Raw genomic sequence first — 15518 nt, 5'->3', positions numbered from 1 at the left:
GGTGCCTCAGGACTCCTGGGTGAGGGAGACGAGCACGGCCGCGTCGGGGCCGTCTCCTTCGATCTTGACGGTGTACACGGGGATGGGGCGGGTCGCGGGCAGCCCCGACGGCTTTCCGGTGCGCAGGTCGAAGGTGGAGCCGTGCAGCCAGCACTCGATGCGGCAGTCGTCCACCTCGCCCTCGGAGAGCGAGACGTTCGCGTGCGAGCAGGTGTCGCTGACGGCGAAGACCTCGCCCTCGGTGCGGACCAGGCAGACGGGCGTGCCGTCCAGCTCGACGCGCAGGGGGGCGTCCTCGTCGAGGTCGGCGAGGGCGCAGACGCGGGAGAAGGCGGAGGCGTGGGGGGAGGCGGTCATGCGATCGACGCCCCCAGCTCCGCGTCCAGCTTGGCGATCAGCCGCTCCTCGACGTCGGGGACGCCGATCTGCTGGATCAGCTCGGCGAAGAAGCCGCGCACGACCAGGCGGCGGGCCTCGTCGGCGGGGATGCCGCGGGCCATCAGGTAGAACAGCTGCTCGTCCTCGAAGCGGCCGGTGGCCGAGGCGTGGCCGGCGCCCTGGATCTCGCCGGTCTCGATCTCCAGGTTGGGCACCGAGTCGACGCGGGTGCCGTCGGTGAGGACGAGGTTGCGGTTCAGCTCGTAGGTGTCGGTGCCGGTGGCGGCGGCGCGGATGAGCACGTCCCCGATCCACACGGCGTGCGCCCGCTCGCCCTGGAGGGCGCCCTTGTAGGCGACGTGGCTGCGGCAGTTGGGCGCGTCGTGGTCGACGAAGAGGCGGTGCTCCTGGTGCTGGCCGCGGTCGGTGAAGTACAGGCCGTACAGCTCGGCCTCGCCGCCGGGACCCGCGTAGCTGACGCGGGGGTGGAGGCGGACGACGTCGCCGCCGAAGGTGACGACGACGGAGCGGTACCGGGCGTCGCGTCCGACGAGGACGCTGTGCTGGGAGCAGTGCACGGCGGTGTCGTCCCAGTCCTGGACGGAGACGACGGTGACCTTGGCGCCGTCGCCGATCTGGAACTCGACGTTGGCCGCGCGCACCGTGTCGCCGGTGTGGTCCAGGACGAGGACGGCCTCGGCGAAGGCGCCGATCTCGAAGACGGTGTGCCCGAAGGTCACGCCGCCCTCGCCGTGCAGGCCGACCCGCACCGGCTCGGTCAGCACGGTCTCGGCGGGCACCGAGACGACCGTGGCCTTCTCCACGGAGCTGAACGCCTGGGCCGCGACCCGGTCCACGGGCTTGCCGGCCCGGCCGATGCGCGGGTCGTCCCGGCCGACGGTGCGGACGGTGACGCCCTCGGGCGCGTCCACCTCCACCTTGACGGAGCCGTCGGCGGTCGCGGTGCCGTCGTGCAGCCCGCGCAGCCGCTCCAGGGGGGTGAAACGCCACTCCTCCTCGCGGCCGTGCGGCACGGGGAAGTCCGCCACGTCGAAGGAGGGGGGCGCGCTCATCCGGGTGGCCACCGTGGAGTCGGCGGCCACGGCGACCGCTCCTCCGGCGGCGGCTCCGGTGCTCTGGGCCTCAGCCATGGGTCTCGTCGTGCTCACTCTCTTGCTCGGACTGGGGGTCGGGGCCCGCGGGGCCGCGGGCCGGGGCGGCGCGCGGTCAGCCGACCGCGCCCTCCATCTGGAGCTCGATCAGCCGGTTCAGCTCCAGGGCGTACTCCATGGGCAGCTCCTTGGCGATCGGCTCGACGAAGCCGCGCACGATCATCGCCATGGCCTCGTCCTCGGACAGGCCGCGGCTCATCAGGTAGAAGAGCTGGTCGTCGCTGACCTTGGAGACGGTGGCCTCGTGCCCCATCGTGACGTCGTCCTCGCGGACGTCGACGTAGGGGTAGGTGTCGGAGCGGGAGATGGTGTCCACCAGCAGCGCGTCGCACAGGACGTTGGACTTGGAGCCCTCGGCGCCCTCGCCGATCTCGATCAGGCCGCGGTAGGAGGTCCGCCCGCCGCCCCGGGCCACCGACTTGGAGACGATGTTGGAGGAGGTGCGGGGGGCCATGTGGACCATCTTGGCGCCGGCGTCCTGGTGCTGGCCCTCGCCCGCGAAGGCCACGGACAGCGTCTCGCCCTTGGCGTGCTCGCCCATGAGGTAGACGGCCGGGTACTTCATCGTCACCTTGGAGCCGATGTTGCCGTCGACCCACTCCATGGTCGCGCCCTCGTAGGCGACGGCCCGCTTGGTGACCAGGTTGTAGACGTTGTTGGACCAGTTCTGGATGGTCGTGTAGCGGCAGCGGCCGCCCTTCTTGACGATGATCTCCACGACCGCGGAGTGCAGCGAGTCGGAGTTGTAGATCGGGGCGGTGCAGCCCTCGACGTAGTGCACGTAGGCGTTCTCGTCGACGATGATCAGGGTCCGCTCGAACTGGCCCATGTTCTCCGTGTTGATGCGGAAGTACGCCTGGAGCGGGATGTCCACGTGCACGCCCGGGGGGACGTAGATGAACGAGCCGCCGGACCAGACCGCGGTGTTCAGCGCGGCGAACTTGTTGTCCCCCGGGGGGATGACGGTGCCGAAGTGCTCCTGGAACAGCTCGGGGTGCTCGCGCAGCGCCGTGTCGGTGTCCAGGAAGAGAACGCCCTGGCTCTCCAGGTCCTCGCGGATCTGGTGGTAGACGACCTCGGACTCGTACTGCGCGGCGACGCCGGCCACCAGGCGCTGCTTCTCCGCCTCCGGGATGCCGAGGCGGTCGTAGGTGCTCCTGATGTCCTCGGGCAGGTCCTCCCAGCTCTGGGCCTGCTTCTCGGTGGAGCGCACGAAGTACTTGATGTTGTCGAAGTCGATGCCGCTGAGGTCGGAGCCCCAGGTGGGCATGGGCTTCTTGCCGAAGAGCTTGAGGCCCTTCAGCCGCATCCGCAGCATCCAGTCCGGCTCGGACTTCTTGCCGGAGATGTCGCGGACGACGTCCTCCGACAGCCCGCGTTTCGCGGCGGCCCCGGCCTCGTCGGAGTCGGCCCAGCCGTACTCGTACTTGCCCAGCCCGTCGAGCTCGGGGTGGGCCGTCTCCGTGGGGAGCGTCATGCGGGGTTCCTCCCGGCGATGCGTGGTGGTGCGGTGGTGGAATCGGTCGTGGTGGGCCCGGGCGGCGGGTCCTGTGGGACCTGCGGGTCCCCGGGGGCCCCGCCCGCGGCGGGCGGGGACGCCTCGCGGCGGCCCGCGGCGTGCTCGGGCGCGGGGACGAAGGTGGTGCACACGCCGTCCCCGTGCGCCAGGGTGGCCAGGCGCTGCACGTGGCTGCCCAGCAGGCGGGAGAAGACCTCGGTCTCCGCGTCGCACAGCTGGGGGAAGCGGGCGGCGGCGTGCGCCACCGGGCAGTGGTGCTGGCACAGCTGCTCGCCGGCGGCTGCGGGCGCGGGGCGGACGGTGGCCGCGTACCCGTGGTGGGAGAGGGCCCGGGCCAGCGCGCCGGCCCGCTCGCCGGGGGGCACGCCCTCCAGGAAACGGCCGTACGCCTCGGCCTGGGCCTCGGCGCGGGCGCGGGCGAAGGCGAGGACGGCCGCCTCGCCGCGGGCGCCGCCGCCGGCGCCGCGTTCGATCCAGTGCAGCGCCTCGACGGCCAGCTCGTCGTACGCCTGGTCGAAGGCGTCGCGCCCGCGGTCGGTGATCGCGAAGACCTTGGCCGGCCTGCCGCGGCCCCGGGAGCCGTAGACCCGCTTGTCTCGGGGCTCGACCAGGCCGTCGGCGACCAGCGCGTCGAGGTGGCGCCGGACGGCGGCCTGGGTCAGCCCCAGCCGGTCGGCCAGCTCGGCGGCCGTGGAGGGGCCGTGGCCGAGGATGGAACGCGCCACCCGCCGCCGCGTGCCGGACTGCTCCCCGTCGCCCACGGGCACGGCGGGGCCGCCGGGGGCCTGGGCGGCCTCCGGGGTCGTCTCCCGCTCACTGCCGTTTTTCACAACGTCATTGTTGCTTAATTCGCGCGGCGGCAGCAAGCCGCGTCCTGACCAGCCCGGATGCAGTACATCACGTAAGGCATGCCTAACCTCCCACCGGGTGCGGGAGCGCCCCGGCCGGGTTTCTACACTCCCACCCATGCAGACCGCAGGGGGTACCCCGGGCGCGGGACCGGCCGTCGAGGCCGTGGGCCTGGTCAAGCGCTACGGCGCGAGGACGGCGCTGAACGGGCTCGACCTCACCGTGCCGCGCGCCGCCGTGACGGCCGTCCTCGGCCCCAACGGCGCCGGCAAGACCACCACCGTCGAGGCGTGCGAGGGCTACCTGGCCCCGGACGCGGGGAGCCTGCGCGTCCTGGGTCTGGACCCCGTGACGCAGGGCGCCGCGCTGCGCCCCCGGATCGGGGTGATGCTCCAGAGCGGCGGGATCTACCCCGGCGCGCGGGCCGCCGAGATGCTGCGCCACGTGGCCCGGCTGCACGCCCACCCGCTGGACGTCGACGCCCTGGCGGAACGCCTGGGGCTGGCCTCGTGCGGACGCACCCCCTACCGGCGCCTCTCCGGGGGCCAGCAGCAGCGGCTGGCCCTGGCCCTGGCGGTGGTGGGCCGCCCCGAGCTGGTCTTCCTGGACGAGCCGACCGCCGGGCTCGACCCCCAGGCCCGGCACGCCACCTGGGACCTGGTGCGCGAGCTGCGCGCGGACGGCGTGACCGTGGTGCTCACCACCCACCACATGGACGAGGCCGAGGAACTGGCCGACCGCGTCGCCATCGTGGACGCGGGCCGCGTGATCGCCGGGGGCACCCCCGCCGAGCTGTGCCGGGGCCCGGCCTCGGACGTGCTGCGCTTCTCCGGGCGGCCCGGCCTGGACCTGGTCTCGCTGCGGGCGGCGCTCCCGCAGGGCAGCGAGGCCAGCGAGCCCACGCCCGGCAGCTACCGCATCACGGGGGACGTCGGGCCGCGCCTGCTGGCCACCGTCACCGCCTGGTGCGCCCAGCACGGCGTGCTCGCCGACCGGATCACCACCCGCAGGCACACCCTGGAGGACGTCTTCCTGGAGCTGACCGGCAAGGAGCTGCGCCCATGACCCAGGTACCCCGGGGCGCCTCCCCCGCCGCCCCGCGCGAGGGCCGGTACGCCCCGCGCCCCGGCGCCGCCCCCGCCGGGCGGATGATCGCCGCCCAGGCCGCGCTGGAGCTGCGGATGCTGCTGCGCAACGGCGAGCAGCTGCTGCTGACCGTGATCATCCCCGCGCTGCTGCTGGTGCTGTTCGGCACCGTGGACGTGGTGGACGTCACCGGGCCCGGCGAGGGCGAGCGGGTGGACTTCCTCGCCCCCGGGGTGCTGGCCGTCGCCGTGCTGGCCACCGCGTTCACCAGCCAGGCCATCGCCACCGGCTTCGAGCGCCGCTACGGCGTCCTCAAGCGCCTGGGCGCCTCGCCGCTGCCCCGCTGGGGCCTGCTGGCCGGGAAGACCTGCGCGGCCCTGGCGGTGCTGGCCCTCCAGACGGCGCTGCTGTCGGCCGTTGCCCTGGCCCTTGGCTGGTCCCCCCACGGCAACCCGGCCGCCGCCGCGGCCCTGATGCTGCTGGGCGCGGCGGCCTGCACGGGCCTGGGGCTGCTGATGGCCGGGACCCTGCGCGCCGAGGCGACGCTGGCCGCCGCCAACCTCGTCTTCGTGCTGCTGCTCTTCTTCGGCGGCGTGATCGTGCCGCTGGAGGAGTTCCCCGGGCCGGTCGCGGACGCGCTGGCCCTGCTGCCCTCGGGCGCCCTCTCCGAGGGCCTGCGGGCGGTGCTGCGCGAGGGCCAGGGCCTGCCCTGGGGCGAGGCCGCCGTCCTGGCCGCCTGGGCCGCGGCGGGCCTGGGCGCCGCGGCGCGCTGGTTCCGCTGGGAGTGACGCGGGGAGCAACGCCCCGGGCGGGCCGCCGCCGGCCAGGCGCGCGCCGCCACGGCCGGGAGGGACGTTCCCGGGGGGCTCGTGAAAACACGCACAAGCGGGCGCCTACCATGGCGGTGTGCTGAAAGCCGTGCGAAACCCCCTCGCCCACCTCGCCGGCCGGTTCACCCCCCGCCCGCGGACCGTGCGGCGGGCGGCGACGGCGGCCCTGGTCATAAGCGTCGTCATCGTGGTGACCGGCGGCGCCGTCCGCCTCACCGGCTCGGGCCTGGGCTGCGAGACGTGGCCCCGGTGCAGTGACGAGAGCCTGGTCGCCACCCGCGAGATGGGGCTGCACGGGCTGATCGAGTTCACCAACCGCATGCTCGCCTACGTGGTGACGGCGGCCGTGGTCTGGTTCATCGTCGCCGCGCGCTGCGCCAAGCCGCGCCGCCGCCCGCTGACCCGGCTGGGCTGGGCCCAGTTCTGGGTGGTGATGTTCAACGGCGTGCTGGGCGGCATCACGGTGCTGACCGAGCTGAACCCCTTCATCGTGGCCGCCCACTTCCTGGCCGCCATGGCGCTGATCACCGCGGCCACCGTGAGCTGGCAGCGCGCGCGGGAGGGCGACGAGCCGGCCCGCCCGGCCGTGAACCCGCCCCTGCGGCGGGCCGTGCTCGGCCTGACGCTGCTGACGGCCGCGCTGGTCGTGGCGGGCACGGCGGTGACCGGCAGCGGGAAGCACGCCGGCGACAGCAGCGACATCGAGCGGATGCCGTTCGACTGGGAGGCCGTCACCCGCGTCCACTCGGCGCTGGCCTGGGCCGTCGTGCTGGGCACGGCCGCCGTCTGGCTGCTGCTGCGGCGCGCGGGCGCCGCCGCCGCGCCCCGCGCCAGGGCCACGGAGCTGTTCCTGGTGCTGCTCAGCCAGGGCGTCGTCGGCTACGCCCAGTACTTCCTGGACGAGCCGGAGCTGCTGGTCGGCATCCACCTGCTGGGCTCGACCCTGGTGTGGATCGCGGCCCTGCGCCTCCTCCTGGCCACCCGGGACCGCGGCCCGTCCCGCGACGGCGAGGACCCCGCGGCCGTTCCCCGCCCGGCACCGGCCGCCCGCACCGACCGCGAGCCGGCCGGCGCCGCCTAAGGCTTTCCGCGACGACCCGCGCGGGCAGACGCCCGGCCCGTGCAGAGCCGGGCGGATCACGCCGGATACGGTCGCCGCGGCTCGCCCGGCCGCGGGCCGGGCGAGGGCGGGCAGCTCCCGGGGGGGCGCTCAGGCCGCCGCAGGCGAAGTGTTGCTCGGGCCGCCGAGCTGGATGCCCGCCATGCGGGTCCACTCGTAGGGGCCCGTGCGCACGCGGGCGGCCATCTCGCCGTCGAAGGTCTCGCGCAGGGTCACCCCGGCGGCCTCGGCGGCGCCCTCCAGGGCCGCGCGGTGCGGGGACACGACGTCGCCCCAGGCGCCGTCGGTGCCGACCAGCACCAGCCGGTGGCCACGGATGCCGAGGTAGGCGATCTGGCCCTCGGCGCCGCCGTGCGCGGCGGCGAAGGAACGCACCCGGCGGGTCAGGCGCTTAACCTCGCGCCCGCTCACCGCGGGCGGGGCGGACGGCCCGTCCGCGGGCGTCTCGTCGGGGGAAGTCTTGGTGCTCTCGGTCATGCCGCTCATCCTACCGGTGAGTAGCCTCCGGTAAACCCGGGGGCACGGCGCGGATTCGGCGCGGGAAGACGAGGGCTCAGCGCAGGAAGGGGTCGATCGCGACGGCGAGGAAGAGCACCGAGACGTAGGTGATCGACCAGTGGAAGAGGCGCATCTCCTTCAGCTTCGCGCCCCGCAGCCCGGCCCGCGCCCGCGCCTGCAGCGCGTGCGCCTCCCACAGCCACCAGCCGCCGGCCAGCGCCGCCACCACCGGGTAGAACCAGCCGGTGTACCCCAGCGGCCACAGCGTCAGCGAGACCGCGACCATCACCCAGCTGTACGCCACGATCTGCCGCGCCACCACGGTGTTCGCCGCGATCACCGGCAGCATCGGCACGCCGACCCGGGCGTAGTCGTCCTTCACCTTCATCGACAGCGGCCAGTAGTGCGGCGGCGTCCAGAAGAACATCACCAGGAAGAGGGCCACGGCGGCCCAGGAGAGCGTTCCCGTGACGGAGGACCAGCCGATGAAGACCGGCAGGCAGCCCGCGATCCCGCCCCAGACGATGTTCTGCGCCGTGCGCCGCTTCAGCAGCATCGTGTAGACGACGACGTAGAAGAGCAGCGCGCCCAGCGAGAGCGCGGCGGAGACCCAGTTGACCGTGAGGCCGAACCACGCCGTGGAGATCACCGCGAGCGCCAGGCCGAACGCCAGGCACTCGCCCGGCCGCACGACGCCGGTGATCAGCGGGCGCTGCCGGGTGCGCTCCATCAGCGCGTCGATGTCCCGGTCGATGTACATGTTCAGGGCGTTGGCCCCGCCCGCCGAGAGGTAGCCGCCCAGGCAGGTCGCCACGACCAGCCACAGGTCGGGAACGCCCTGCTCGGCGAGGAACATCACCGGCACCGTGGTGATCAGCAGCAGCTCGATGATGCGCGGCTTCGTCAGCGCGACGAACCCCTTGACCCGGTCTCCCGGCGACCACTGGTCCTGACCCGGTGCGGGCCCTGCCGCGGGACGGGAATCGACGGCCGTCACGGACACCCCTGGTTCTGCGAGTTCTACGGCAATGACGCTGGTGCTGCGGGCACATCTCGCGGCTCCGGCCGGCGAACCGGCAGGTGGCGCGTACCCGGTCACTCTAGACGCCCGGCTTGCGCCGCTTGTCGCCGGGTCCCCCGTGTTGCCCAGCCGCCCGGCATGCCGGATGGCGCGCCGCGGTGCACCCTGGAAGCGCGGTCCGCGCGCGGGGCCGCCGGAGGCCGCGCGACGCCCTGGGCCCCCGGGTGCCGGAGGTAGGCTCGACACCGCCCGGAGAGCCGCACTCCGCCGCCGGGCGGAGCAGCCGCCCCGGCCCGACAGATCCGGAGAGGAGCCCTGACGCAGGGTGAGCGAGACACCGACCACGAGAGAACTTGAATGGACCGACGTGGACCAGCGGGCCGTTGACACGGCCCGGGTCCTGGCGATGGATTCCGTGCAGAAGGTCGGGAACGGCCACCCCGGCACCGCCATGAGCCTGGCGCCCGCCGCCTACCTGGTCTTCCAGAAGCTGATGCAGCACGACCCCTCCGACCCGGCCTGGGCCGGCCGGGACCGGTTCGTGCTGTCCGTGGGGCACTCCAGCCTCACCCTCTACACGCAGCTCTACCTCGCCGGGTACGGCCTGGAGCTGGACGACCTGAAGTCCTTCAGGACCTGGGGCTCGCGGACCCCGGGCCACCCCGAGTTCGGCCACACGGTCGGTGTGGAGACCACGACGGGCCCGCTGGGCCAGGGCGTCGCCAACGCGGTGGGCATGGCGATGGCCGCCCGCTACGAGCGCGGCCTGTTCGACCCGGAGGCGGAGCCGGGCACCTCCCCCTTCGACCACACGGTCTGGGTCTTCGCCGGCGACGGCGACCTCCAGGAGGGCGTGGCCGCCGAGGCCGTCTCGCTCGCCGGCCACCAGGAGCTGGGCAACCTGGTGCTGCTCTACGACGACAACCACATCTCCATCGAGGGCGACACCGCCACGGCCTTCTCCGAGGACGTGCTCGGGCGCTTCGACGCCTGCGGCTGGCACGTGCAGCGCGTGGCGCCCAAGGAGAACGGCGACCTCGACCCGCACGCCCTGTACGCGGCCTTCGCCGCGGCGCGCGAGGAGACCGGCAGGCCCTCGATCATCGCGGCCCGCTCGATCATCGCCTGGCCGGCCCCGCACGCGCAGAACACCGAGGCCGCGCACGGCTCGGCGCTGGGCGCGGACGAGGTCGCGGCCACCAAGCGGGTCCTGGGCTTCGACCCCGAGCGGCACTTCCAGGTCGAGGACGCGGTCCTGGCGCACGCCCGCGGGGCCGTCGAGCGCGGCCAGAGCGCGCGGGCGGAGTGGGAGAAGCGGATCGCGGCCTGGCGCGCCGACAACCCCGAGCGCGCCGAGGCGTTCGACCGTATCAGCGCCGGGCGGCTGCCCGAGGGCTGGGAGAAGGAGCTGCCCTCCTTCGACGCCGGCGCCTCGGTGGCCACCCGCAAGGCCTCGGGCACCGTGCTGCAGCGCCTGGGCGCGGTGATCCCGGAGCTGTGGGGCGGCTCGGCCGACCTGGCGGGGTCCAACAACACCACCATCGACGCCGGTTCCTCCTTCCTGCCCGCGGGCAACCCGCTGCCGGAGGCCGACCCCTACGGCCGCACCGTGCACTTCGGCATCCGCGAGCACGCCATGGGCGCGGCGATGAACGGCATCGCCCTGCACGGCAACACCCGCGTCTACGGCGGGACGTTCCTCGTCTTCTCCGACTACATGCGGCCCTCCGTGCGGCTGGCGGCCCTGATGAGGCTGCCGGTCACCTACGTGTGGACGCACGACTCCATCGGCCTGGGCGAGGACGGCCCCACGCACCAGCCGGTCGAGCACCTTGCCTCGCTGCGTGCCATCCCGGGCCTGAACGTCGTGCGTCCCGCGGACGCCAACGAGACGGTCATCGCCTGGCGCGAGCTCCTGCGCCGCGGGGACGCCCCGCACGCGCTGGCCCTGACCCGGCAGAACGTCCCGGTCTACGCGGCGAACGAGGACGCGGCGCGCGGCGGTTACGTCCACACCGAGGCCGAGGGGGGCACGCCGCGCGCGGTGCTGCTGGCCACCGGCTCCGAGGTGCAGATCGCGCTGGCGGCCCGCGAGCAGCTCCAGGCCGAGGGCATCCCCACCCGCGTGGTCTCCGTGCCCTGCGTGGAGTGGTTCGAGGAGCAGGACGCGGCCTACCGGGACCGGGTGCTGCTGCCGGGCGTGCGCGCGCGGGTGGCCGTCGAGGCGGGCATCGGCCTGACCTGGCACCGCTTCGTCGGCGAGGCGGGGCGGATCGTTTCCCTGGAGCACTTCGGGGCGTCCGCCGACTACCAGACCCTGTACCGCGAGTTCGGCATCACCCCGGAGGCCGTGGCGCAGGCCGCGCGGGAATCCGTGGCCGCGGCCGAGCGCTGAACCGGATGACGAGACAGCAGGAGACGCGATTCACATGACCGACGCACTCAAGCGGCTCTCCCGGGAAGGCGTCGCCATCTGGCTGGACGACCTGTCCCGCACGATGATCAGCTCCGGCCACCTGGGCGAACTGCTCGACCAGCAGCACGTCGTGGGTGTCACCACCAACCCGTCCATCTTCCAGAAGGCCATCTCCGCGGGCGAGGGGTACGAGGAGCAGCTGGCCGACCTCGCCGCCCGGCGCGTCACCGTCGAGGAGGCGGTGCGCATGATCACCACCGCCGACGTGCGGGACGCGGCCGACGTGCTGCGCCCGGTGTACGAGGCGACCGGCGGCCTGGACGGCCGGGTCTCCATCGAGGTGGACCCGCGCCTGGCGCACGACGGGCGGGCCACCGTCGCGGAGGCCAAGCAGCTCGCGTGGCTGGTGGACCGGCCCAACACCTTCATCAAGATCCCGGCCACCCGCGCCGGGCTGCCCGCGATCACCGAGACCATCGGGCGCGGCATCAGCGTCAACGTCACGCTGATCTTCTCGCTCCAGCGCTACCGCGAGGTGATGGACGCCTACCAGGCCGGTCTGGAGCAGGCCGCGGCCCGCGGGCTCGACCTGTCGACGATCTACTCGGTGGCGTCGTTCTTCGTCTCCCGGGTGGACACCGAGATCGACAAGCGCCTGGACGCGCAGGGCACCGAGGAGGCCGCCGCGCTGCGCGGCAAGGCAGGGGTGGCCAACGCCCGCCTGGCGTACCAGGCGTACGAGGAGGTCATCGCCGCCGACCGGTGGCAGGCCCTCTCCCGCAAGGGCGCCAACCCGCAGCGCCCGCTGTGGGCCTCCACCGGCGTGAAGGACCCGGCCTACTCCGACACCCTCTACGTCACGGAGCTGGTCGCCCCCGGCACGGTGAACACCATGCCCGGCGCCACGCTGCGGGCCACCGAGGACCACGGCGAGATCCGGGGCAACAGCGTCGCGGGCACCTACGAGGAGGCGCGCGCCGACCTCGACGCGCTGGAGAAGGCCGGCATCTCCTACGACGAGGTCGTCCAACTGCTGGAGGACGAGGGCGTGGAGAAGTTCGAGACGGCCTGGAACGGGCTGCTGGACTCCACACGCGCCGAGCTTGAGCGACTGGCGGGGGAGGGCTGAGCCTCGTGGCCGGATACGGGGTACGGCCCCGGCGGGACGGGGGCGCCCGATGAGCGGCGCCCCCGACAACCCGCTGCGCACCTCCCAGGACCGGCGGCTCCCGCGCATCGCGGGGCCGTCGGGGCTGGTCATCTTCGGCGTCACCGGTGACCTCTCCCGCAAGAAGCTGATGCCCGCGGTCTACGACCTGGCCAACCGCGGGCTCCTGCCGCCGGGCTTCTCGCTGATCGGCTTCGCCCGACGCGAGTGGGTCAACGAGGACTTCGCCTCGGTCGTCCACGACTCGGTCAAGGAGTACGCGCGCACCCCCTTCCGGGAGGAGGTGTGGCGGCAGCTCGCGGAGGGCATGCGGTTCGTCTCCGGCGTCTTCGACGACGACGAGGCGTTCGTCACGCTGCGCTCCACGATCGAGCAGCTCGACAAGGAGCGCGGCACAGGCGGCAACTTCGCCTTCTACCTGTCGGTGCCGCCGAAGTTCTTTCCCACCGTCGTGCGGCAGCTCAAGAAGCACGGCCTGGCCGACGCGCCGGCCGGCTCCTGGCGGCGCGCGGTGATCGAGAAGCCCTTCGGGCACGACCTCGGCTCCGCCCGGGAGCTGAACCAGGTGGTGCACGAGGTCTTCCAGCCCAGCGACGTCTTCCGGATCGACCACTACCTGGGCAAGGAGACGGTCCAGAACATCCTGGCGCTGCGCTTCGCCAACACGATGTTCGAGCCGATCTGGAACCGCAGCTACGTCGACCACGTGCAGATCACGATGGCCGAGGACATCGGCATCGGCGGCCGGGCCGGGTACTACGACGGCATCGGCGCGGCCCGGGACGTGATCCAGAACCACCTGCTCCAGCTACTGGCCCTCACGGCGATGGAGGAGCCCTCCTCCTTCGACGCGGACGCGCTGGTCACCGAGAAGCTGAAGGTGCTCAGCGCGGTCAAGCTCCCCGAGGACCTGGGCCGGCACACCGTGCGCGGCCAGTACACGGGCGGCTGGCAGGGCGGCCAGAAGGTGCTCGGCTACCTGGAGGAGGAGGGCATCGACCCGGCCTCGGCCACCGACACCTACGCCGCGATGCGCCTGGAGATCGACAACCGCCGCTGGGCGGGCGTTCCGTTCTACCTGCGCACCGGCAAGCGGCTGGGCCGCCGCGTCACGGAGATCGCGGTGGTCTTCCAGCGGGCGCCCTACTCCCCCTTCGACGCCACCGACACGCAGGAGCTTGGGCACAACGCCCTGGTGATCCGCGTGCAGCCGGACGAGGGGGTGACGGTCCGCTTCGGCTCCAAGGTGCCCGGCACGCAGATGGAGATCCGGGACGTGACCATGGACTTCGCCTACGGCGAGTCCTTCACCGAGTCCAGCCCGGAGGCGTACGAGCGGCTGCTGCTCGACGTCCTCCTCGGCGACGCGAACCTCTTCCCGCGGCATCAGGAGGTCGAGCGGTCCTGGGAGATCCTCGACCCGGTCGAGGAGTTCTGGGCGGGGCACGGCAGGCCCGAGCCCTACACGGCCGGCACCTGGGGCCCCGCGAAGGCGGACGAGATGCTCGCACGTGACGGACGGAGCTGGCGCCGGCCATGAACATCGACCTCACCGACACCACATCCAGCAAGATCAACTCGGCCCTGGTGCAGGCCCGCCGCGCGGTCGGGTCCACCGTCGGGATGGTGCTGACCCTGGTCATCGTCACGGACGAGGGCAACCACTACGACGCGCTGAAGGCGGCCAGCGAGGCGTCCAAGGAGCATCCCTCCCGCATCCTGGTCGTCATCCGCCGCCCCGGGCGCTCCCCCAGGGAGCGGGCCACGGCCCGCCTGGACGCCGAGGTGCGGGTCGGCGGCGAGGTGGGGAACGGCGAGACGGTGCTGCTGCGCCTCCACGGCGAGCTGGCCGCGCACGCCTACAGCGCGGTGCTGCCACTGCTGCTGCCGGACGCGCCGGTGGTGGTGTGGTGGCCGGAGGAGTCCCCGCGCTCCCCCGCCACCGACCTGCTGGGGACCCTCGCGCAGCGCCGGATCACCGACGCGGCGTCCACCGAGGACCCCGTGGCGGCGCTGGGAGCGCGCGCGGAGGCGTACGCGCCGGGCGACACCGACCTGGCGTGGACCCGGATCACGCCCTGGCGCAGCGTCCTGGCGGCGGCCCTGGACCAGAAGCACGGAACGATCACCGCGGCGGTGGTGGAGGGCGAGGAGTACAACCCGAGCACCGAGCTGCTGGCCCTGTGGCTCGCGGACCGGCTGTCGGTGCCGGTGGAGCGGGCCGTCTCGCCGGGCCCGGGCATCACCGCGGTGCGGCTGAGCACCGAGGACGGCGCGATCCGCCTGGACCGGCCCGACGGCTCCCTCGCGACGCTGTCGGTCCCCGGCCAGCCCGACCGGCACGTGGCGCTCAACCGGCGCACCACGGCCGAGCTGATCGCGGAGGAGCTGCGGCGCCTGGACCCGGACGAGGCGTACGCGCACGCCGTGCGGCACGGGGTCGCCACGCTCCGCACCCCGCAGTTCGCCTCCGCTCCCCCGCCGGACAGGGCCCGGGGCGGAGAGAAGCGCGGACCGGCGCCCGCCGCCGCGGAGGCGCCGGCGGAGCGCGCCTCGTGACGGGGGCGCCGCCCGCGGTGCTCGTGCACCGCGACGCCGAGGTGCTGGCCGCCGCCGCGGCGGCCCGGCTGGTGACGGCCCTGGCCGACGCCCAGGCCGCCCGCGGCAGCGCCTCCCTGGTCCTGACCGGGGGGCGCAACGGCATCGCCGTCCTGGCCGCGCTGGCCGCCGCGCCCGCGCGGCACGCCGTCCACTGGGGCCGGGTGGACCTGTGGTGGGGCGACGAGCGGTTCCTGCCCGAGGGCGACCCGGACCGGAACGCCACGCAGGCCCGCGAGGCGCTCCTGGACGGCCTGCCGCTGGACCCGGCGCGGGTGCGCCCGATGCCGGCCTCCGACGGCCCCCACGGGGCGGACGTGGCCGCCGCCGCCAAGGCATACGCCGCCGAACTGGCCGCCGCGCCCGGGGCGTTCGACGTACTGCTGCTGGGCCTGGGCCCGGACACACACGTCGCCTCCCTCTTCCCGGGCCTGCCCGGGGTCCGGGAGGAGGAGCGCTGGGTGGTGCCGGTGACCGGCTCCCCCAAGCCGCCGCCCACCCGGATCTCGCTGACCCTGCCGGCGATCCGCTCGGCCCGCGAGGTGTGGCTGCTGGCGGCGGGCCCGGACAAGGCGGAGGCCGCCGCCACCGCGCTCTCGGGCGCGGACCCGGCGACGGCCCCCGCGGCGGGCGCGCGCGGCACGGAACGCACCCTCTGGCTGGTCGACGAGACGGCGGCCTCGGCACTGCCCCGCGCGTAGCGCTCCGCGTCCGGACACCCTGCGGCGGCGGGCGTTGCCCATGCGGTTCCGGGACGCTCCCGGCACTACCGGACGCCGCCACCGGGCGCCAGCCACAGGCGTTGCCCATGCGGCTCCGCGCGAGCCCGCGCGCTCCGGGCCTGCCCGGCCAGGGGCGTTGCC

At 74.0% G+C, this 15518-nt stretch carries 14 protein-coding genes; 8 read left to right on the top strand and 6 right to left on the bottom strand.

The annotated features are described in order from the left end of the window. Positions 1-6: 6 nt before the first annotated feature. The 4 genes from RM780_RS07130 to RM780_RS07115 form a co-directional block, all read right to left on the bottom strand. Positions 7-357 (bottom strand): non-heme iron oxygenase ferredoxin subunit, encoded by a 351-nt coding sequence (locus tag RM780_RS07130; RefSeq protein WP_311629668.1) that lies wholly within the window; start codon positions 355-357, stop codon positions 7-9. Further along, positions 354-1529 (bottom strand): Fe-S cluster assembly protein SufD, encoded by a 1176-nt coding sequence (sufD, locus tag RM780_RS07125; RefSeq protein ID WP_311629667.1) that lies wholly within the window; start codon positions 1527-1529, stop codon positions 354-356. The genes RM780_RS07130 and sufD overlap by 4 nt, the downstream gene beginning before the upstream one ends. 76 nt (positions 1530-1605) lie before the next feature. After that, complete coding sequence (sufB, locus tag RM780_RS07120; protein ID WP_311629666.1) at positions 1606-3027, bottom strand: Fe-S cluster assembly protein SufB; 1422 nt, start codon at positions 3025-3027, stop codon at positions 1606-1608. Then, positions 3024-3899: a helix-turn-helix transcriptional regulator gene (locus tag RM780_RS07115; protein ID WP_394812906.1), complete on the bottom strand. Its 876-nt coding sequence runs from the start codon at positions 3897-3899 to the stop codon at positions 3024-3026. The genes sufB and RM780_RS07115 overlap by 4 nt, the downstream gene beginning before the upstream one ends. Positions 3900-4035: 136 nt before the next feature. Between RM780_RS07115 and RM780_RS07110 the strand changes: the two genes are divergently transcribed. The 3 genes from RM780_RS07110 (at position 4036) to RM780_RS07100 (ending at position 6915) form a co-directional block, all read left to right on the top strand. After that, the gene (locus RM780_RS07110) at positions 4036-4983 is read left to right on the top strand and encodes an ABC transporter ATP-binding protein (RefSeq protein WP_311629665.1); all 948 of its coding nucleotides are present in this window, start codon (positions 4036-4038) and stop codon (positions 4981-4983) included. Further along, entirely contained in the window at positions 4980-5792 is an 813-nt protein-coding gene (locus RM780_RS07105; RefSeq protein WP_311629664.1) for an ABC transporter permease, read from the top strand. The genes RM780_RS07110 and RM780_RS07105 overlap by 4 nt, the downstream gene beginning before the upstream one ends. 118 nt (positions 5793-5910) lie before the next feature. Further along, positions 5911-6915, top strand: a complete 1005-nt coding sequence (locus RM780_RS07100) for a COX15/CtaA family protein (protein WP_311629663.1) — start codon at positions 5911-5913, stop codon at positions 6913-6915. A gap of 129 nt (positions 6916-7044) precedes the next feature. Here the strand turns inward: RM780_RS07100 and RM780_RS07095 are convergent, their stop codons facing one another. Beyond that, positions 7045-7431, bottom strand: a complete 387-nt coding sequence (locus RM780_RS07095; RefSeq protein WP_311629662.1) for a hypothetical protein — start codon at positions 7429-7431, stop codon at positions 7045-7047. Positions 7432-7507: 76 nt separating this feature from the next. Next, a complete protein-coding gene (locus RM780_RS07090; RefSeq protein WP_311629661.1) occupies positions 7508-8449 on the bottom strand; it encodes a heme o synthase in 942 nt (313 codons plus the stop codon). 349 nt (positions 8450-8798) lie between these two features. On the opposite strand from RM780_RS07090, the gene tkt reads away from it, so the two are divergent. The 5 genes from tkt to pgl are packed head-to-tail and all read left to right on the top strand — an operon-like array spanning position 8799 to position 15356. Then, positions 8799-10868 carry a transketolase gene (gene tkt, locus RM780_RS07085; RefSeq protein ID WP_311629660.1) on the top strand — a complete coding sequence of 690 codons (2070 nt, stop codon included), beginning with the start codon at positions 8799-8801 and terminating at the stop codon, positions 10866-10868. Between the two features lie 34 nt (positions 10869-10902). Beyond that, positions 10903-12018, top strand: a complete 1116-nt coding sequence (gene tal, locus RM780_RS07080; RefSeq protein ID WP_311629659.1) for a transaldolase — start codon at positions 10903-10905, stop codon at positions 12016-12018. A gap of 49 nt (positions 12019-12067) precedes the next feature. Continuing rightward, entirely contained in the window at positions 12068-13597 is a 1530-nt protein-coding gene (zwf, locus tag RM780_RS07075; RefSeq protein ID WP_311629658.1) for a glucose-6-phosphate dehydrogenase, read from the top strand. Then, positions 13594-14616 (top strand): glucose-6-phosphate dehydrogenase assembly protein OpcA, encoded by a 1023-nt coding sequence (gene opcA / locus RM780_RS07070; RefSeq protein WP_311629657.1) that lies wholly within the window; start codon positions 13594-13596, stop codon positions 14614-14616. Before zwf ends, opcA begins: the two co-directional genes overlap by 4 nt. Continuing rightward, complete coding sequence (gene pgl / locus RM780_RS07065) at positions 14613-15356, top strand: 6-phosphogluconolactonase (RefSeq protein WP_311629656.1); 744 nt, start codon at positions 14613-14615, stop codon at positions 15354-15356. Before opcA ends, pgl begins: the two co-directional genes overlap by 4 nt. Positions 15357-15518: the final 162 nt, after the last annotated feature.

Origin of the sequence: Streptomyces boetiae (assembly GCF_031845405.1) — a bacterium.
Lineage (GTDB): Bacteria > Actinomycetota > Actinomycetes > Streptomycetales > Streptomycetaceae > Streptomyces > Streptomyces boetiae.
Note: the sequence above shows the minus strand (reverse complement) of the source record. Positions and strands in the feature narration are given on the sequence as shown.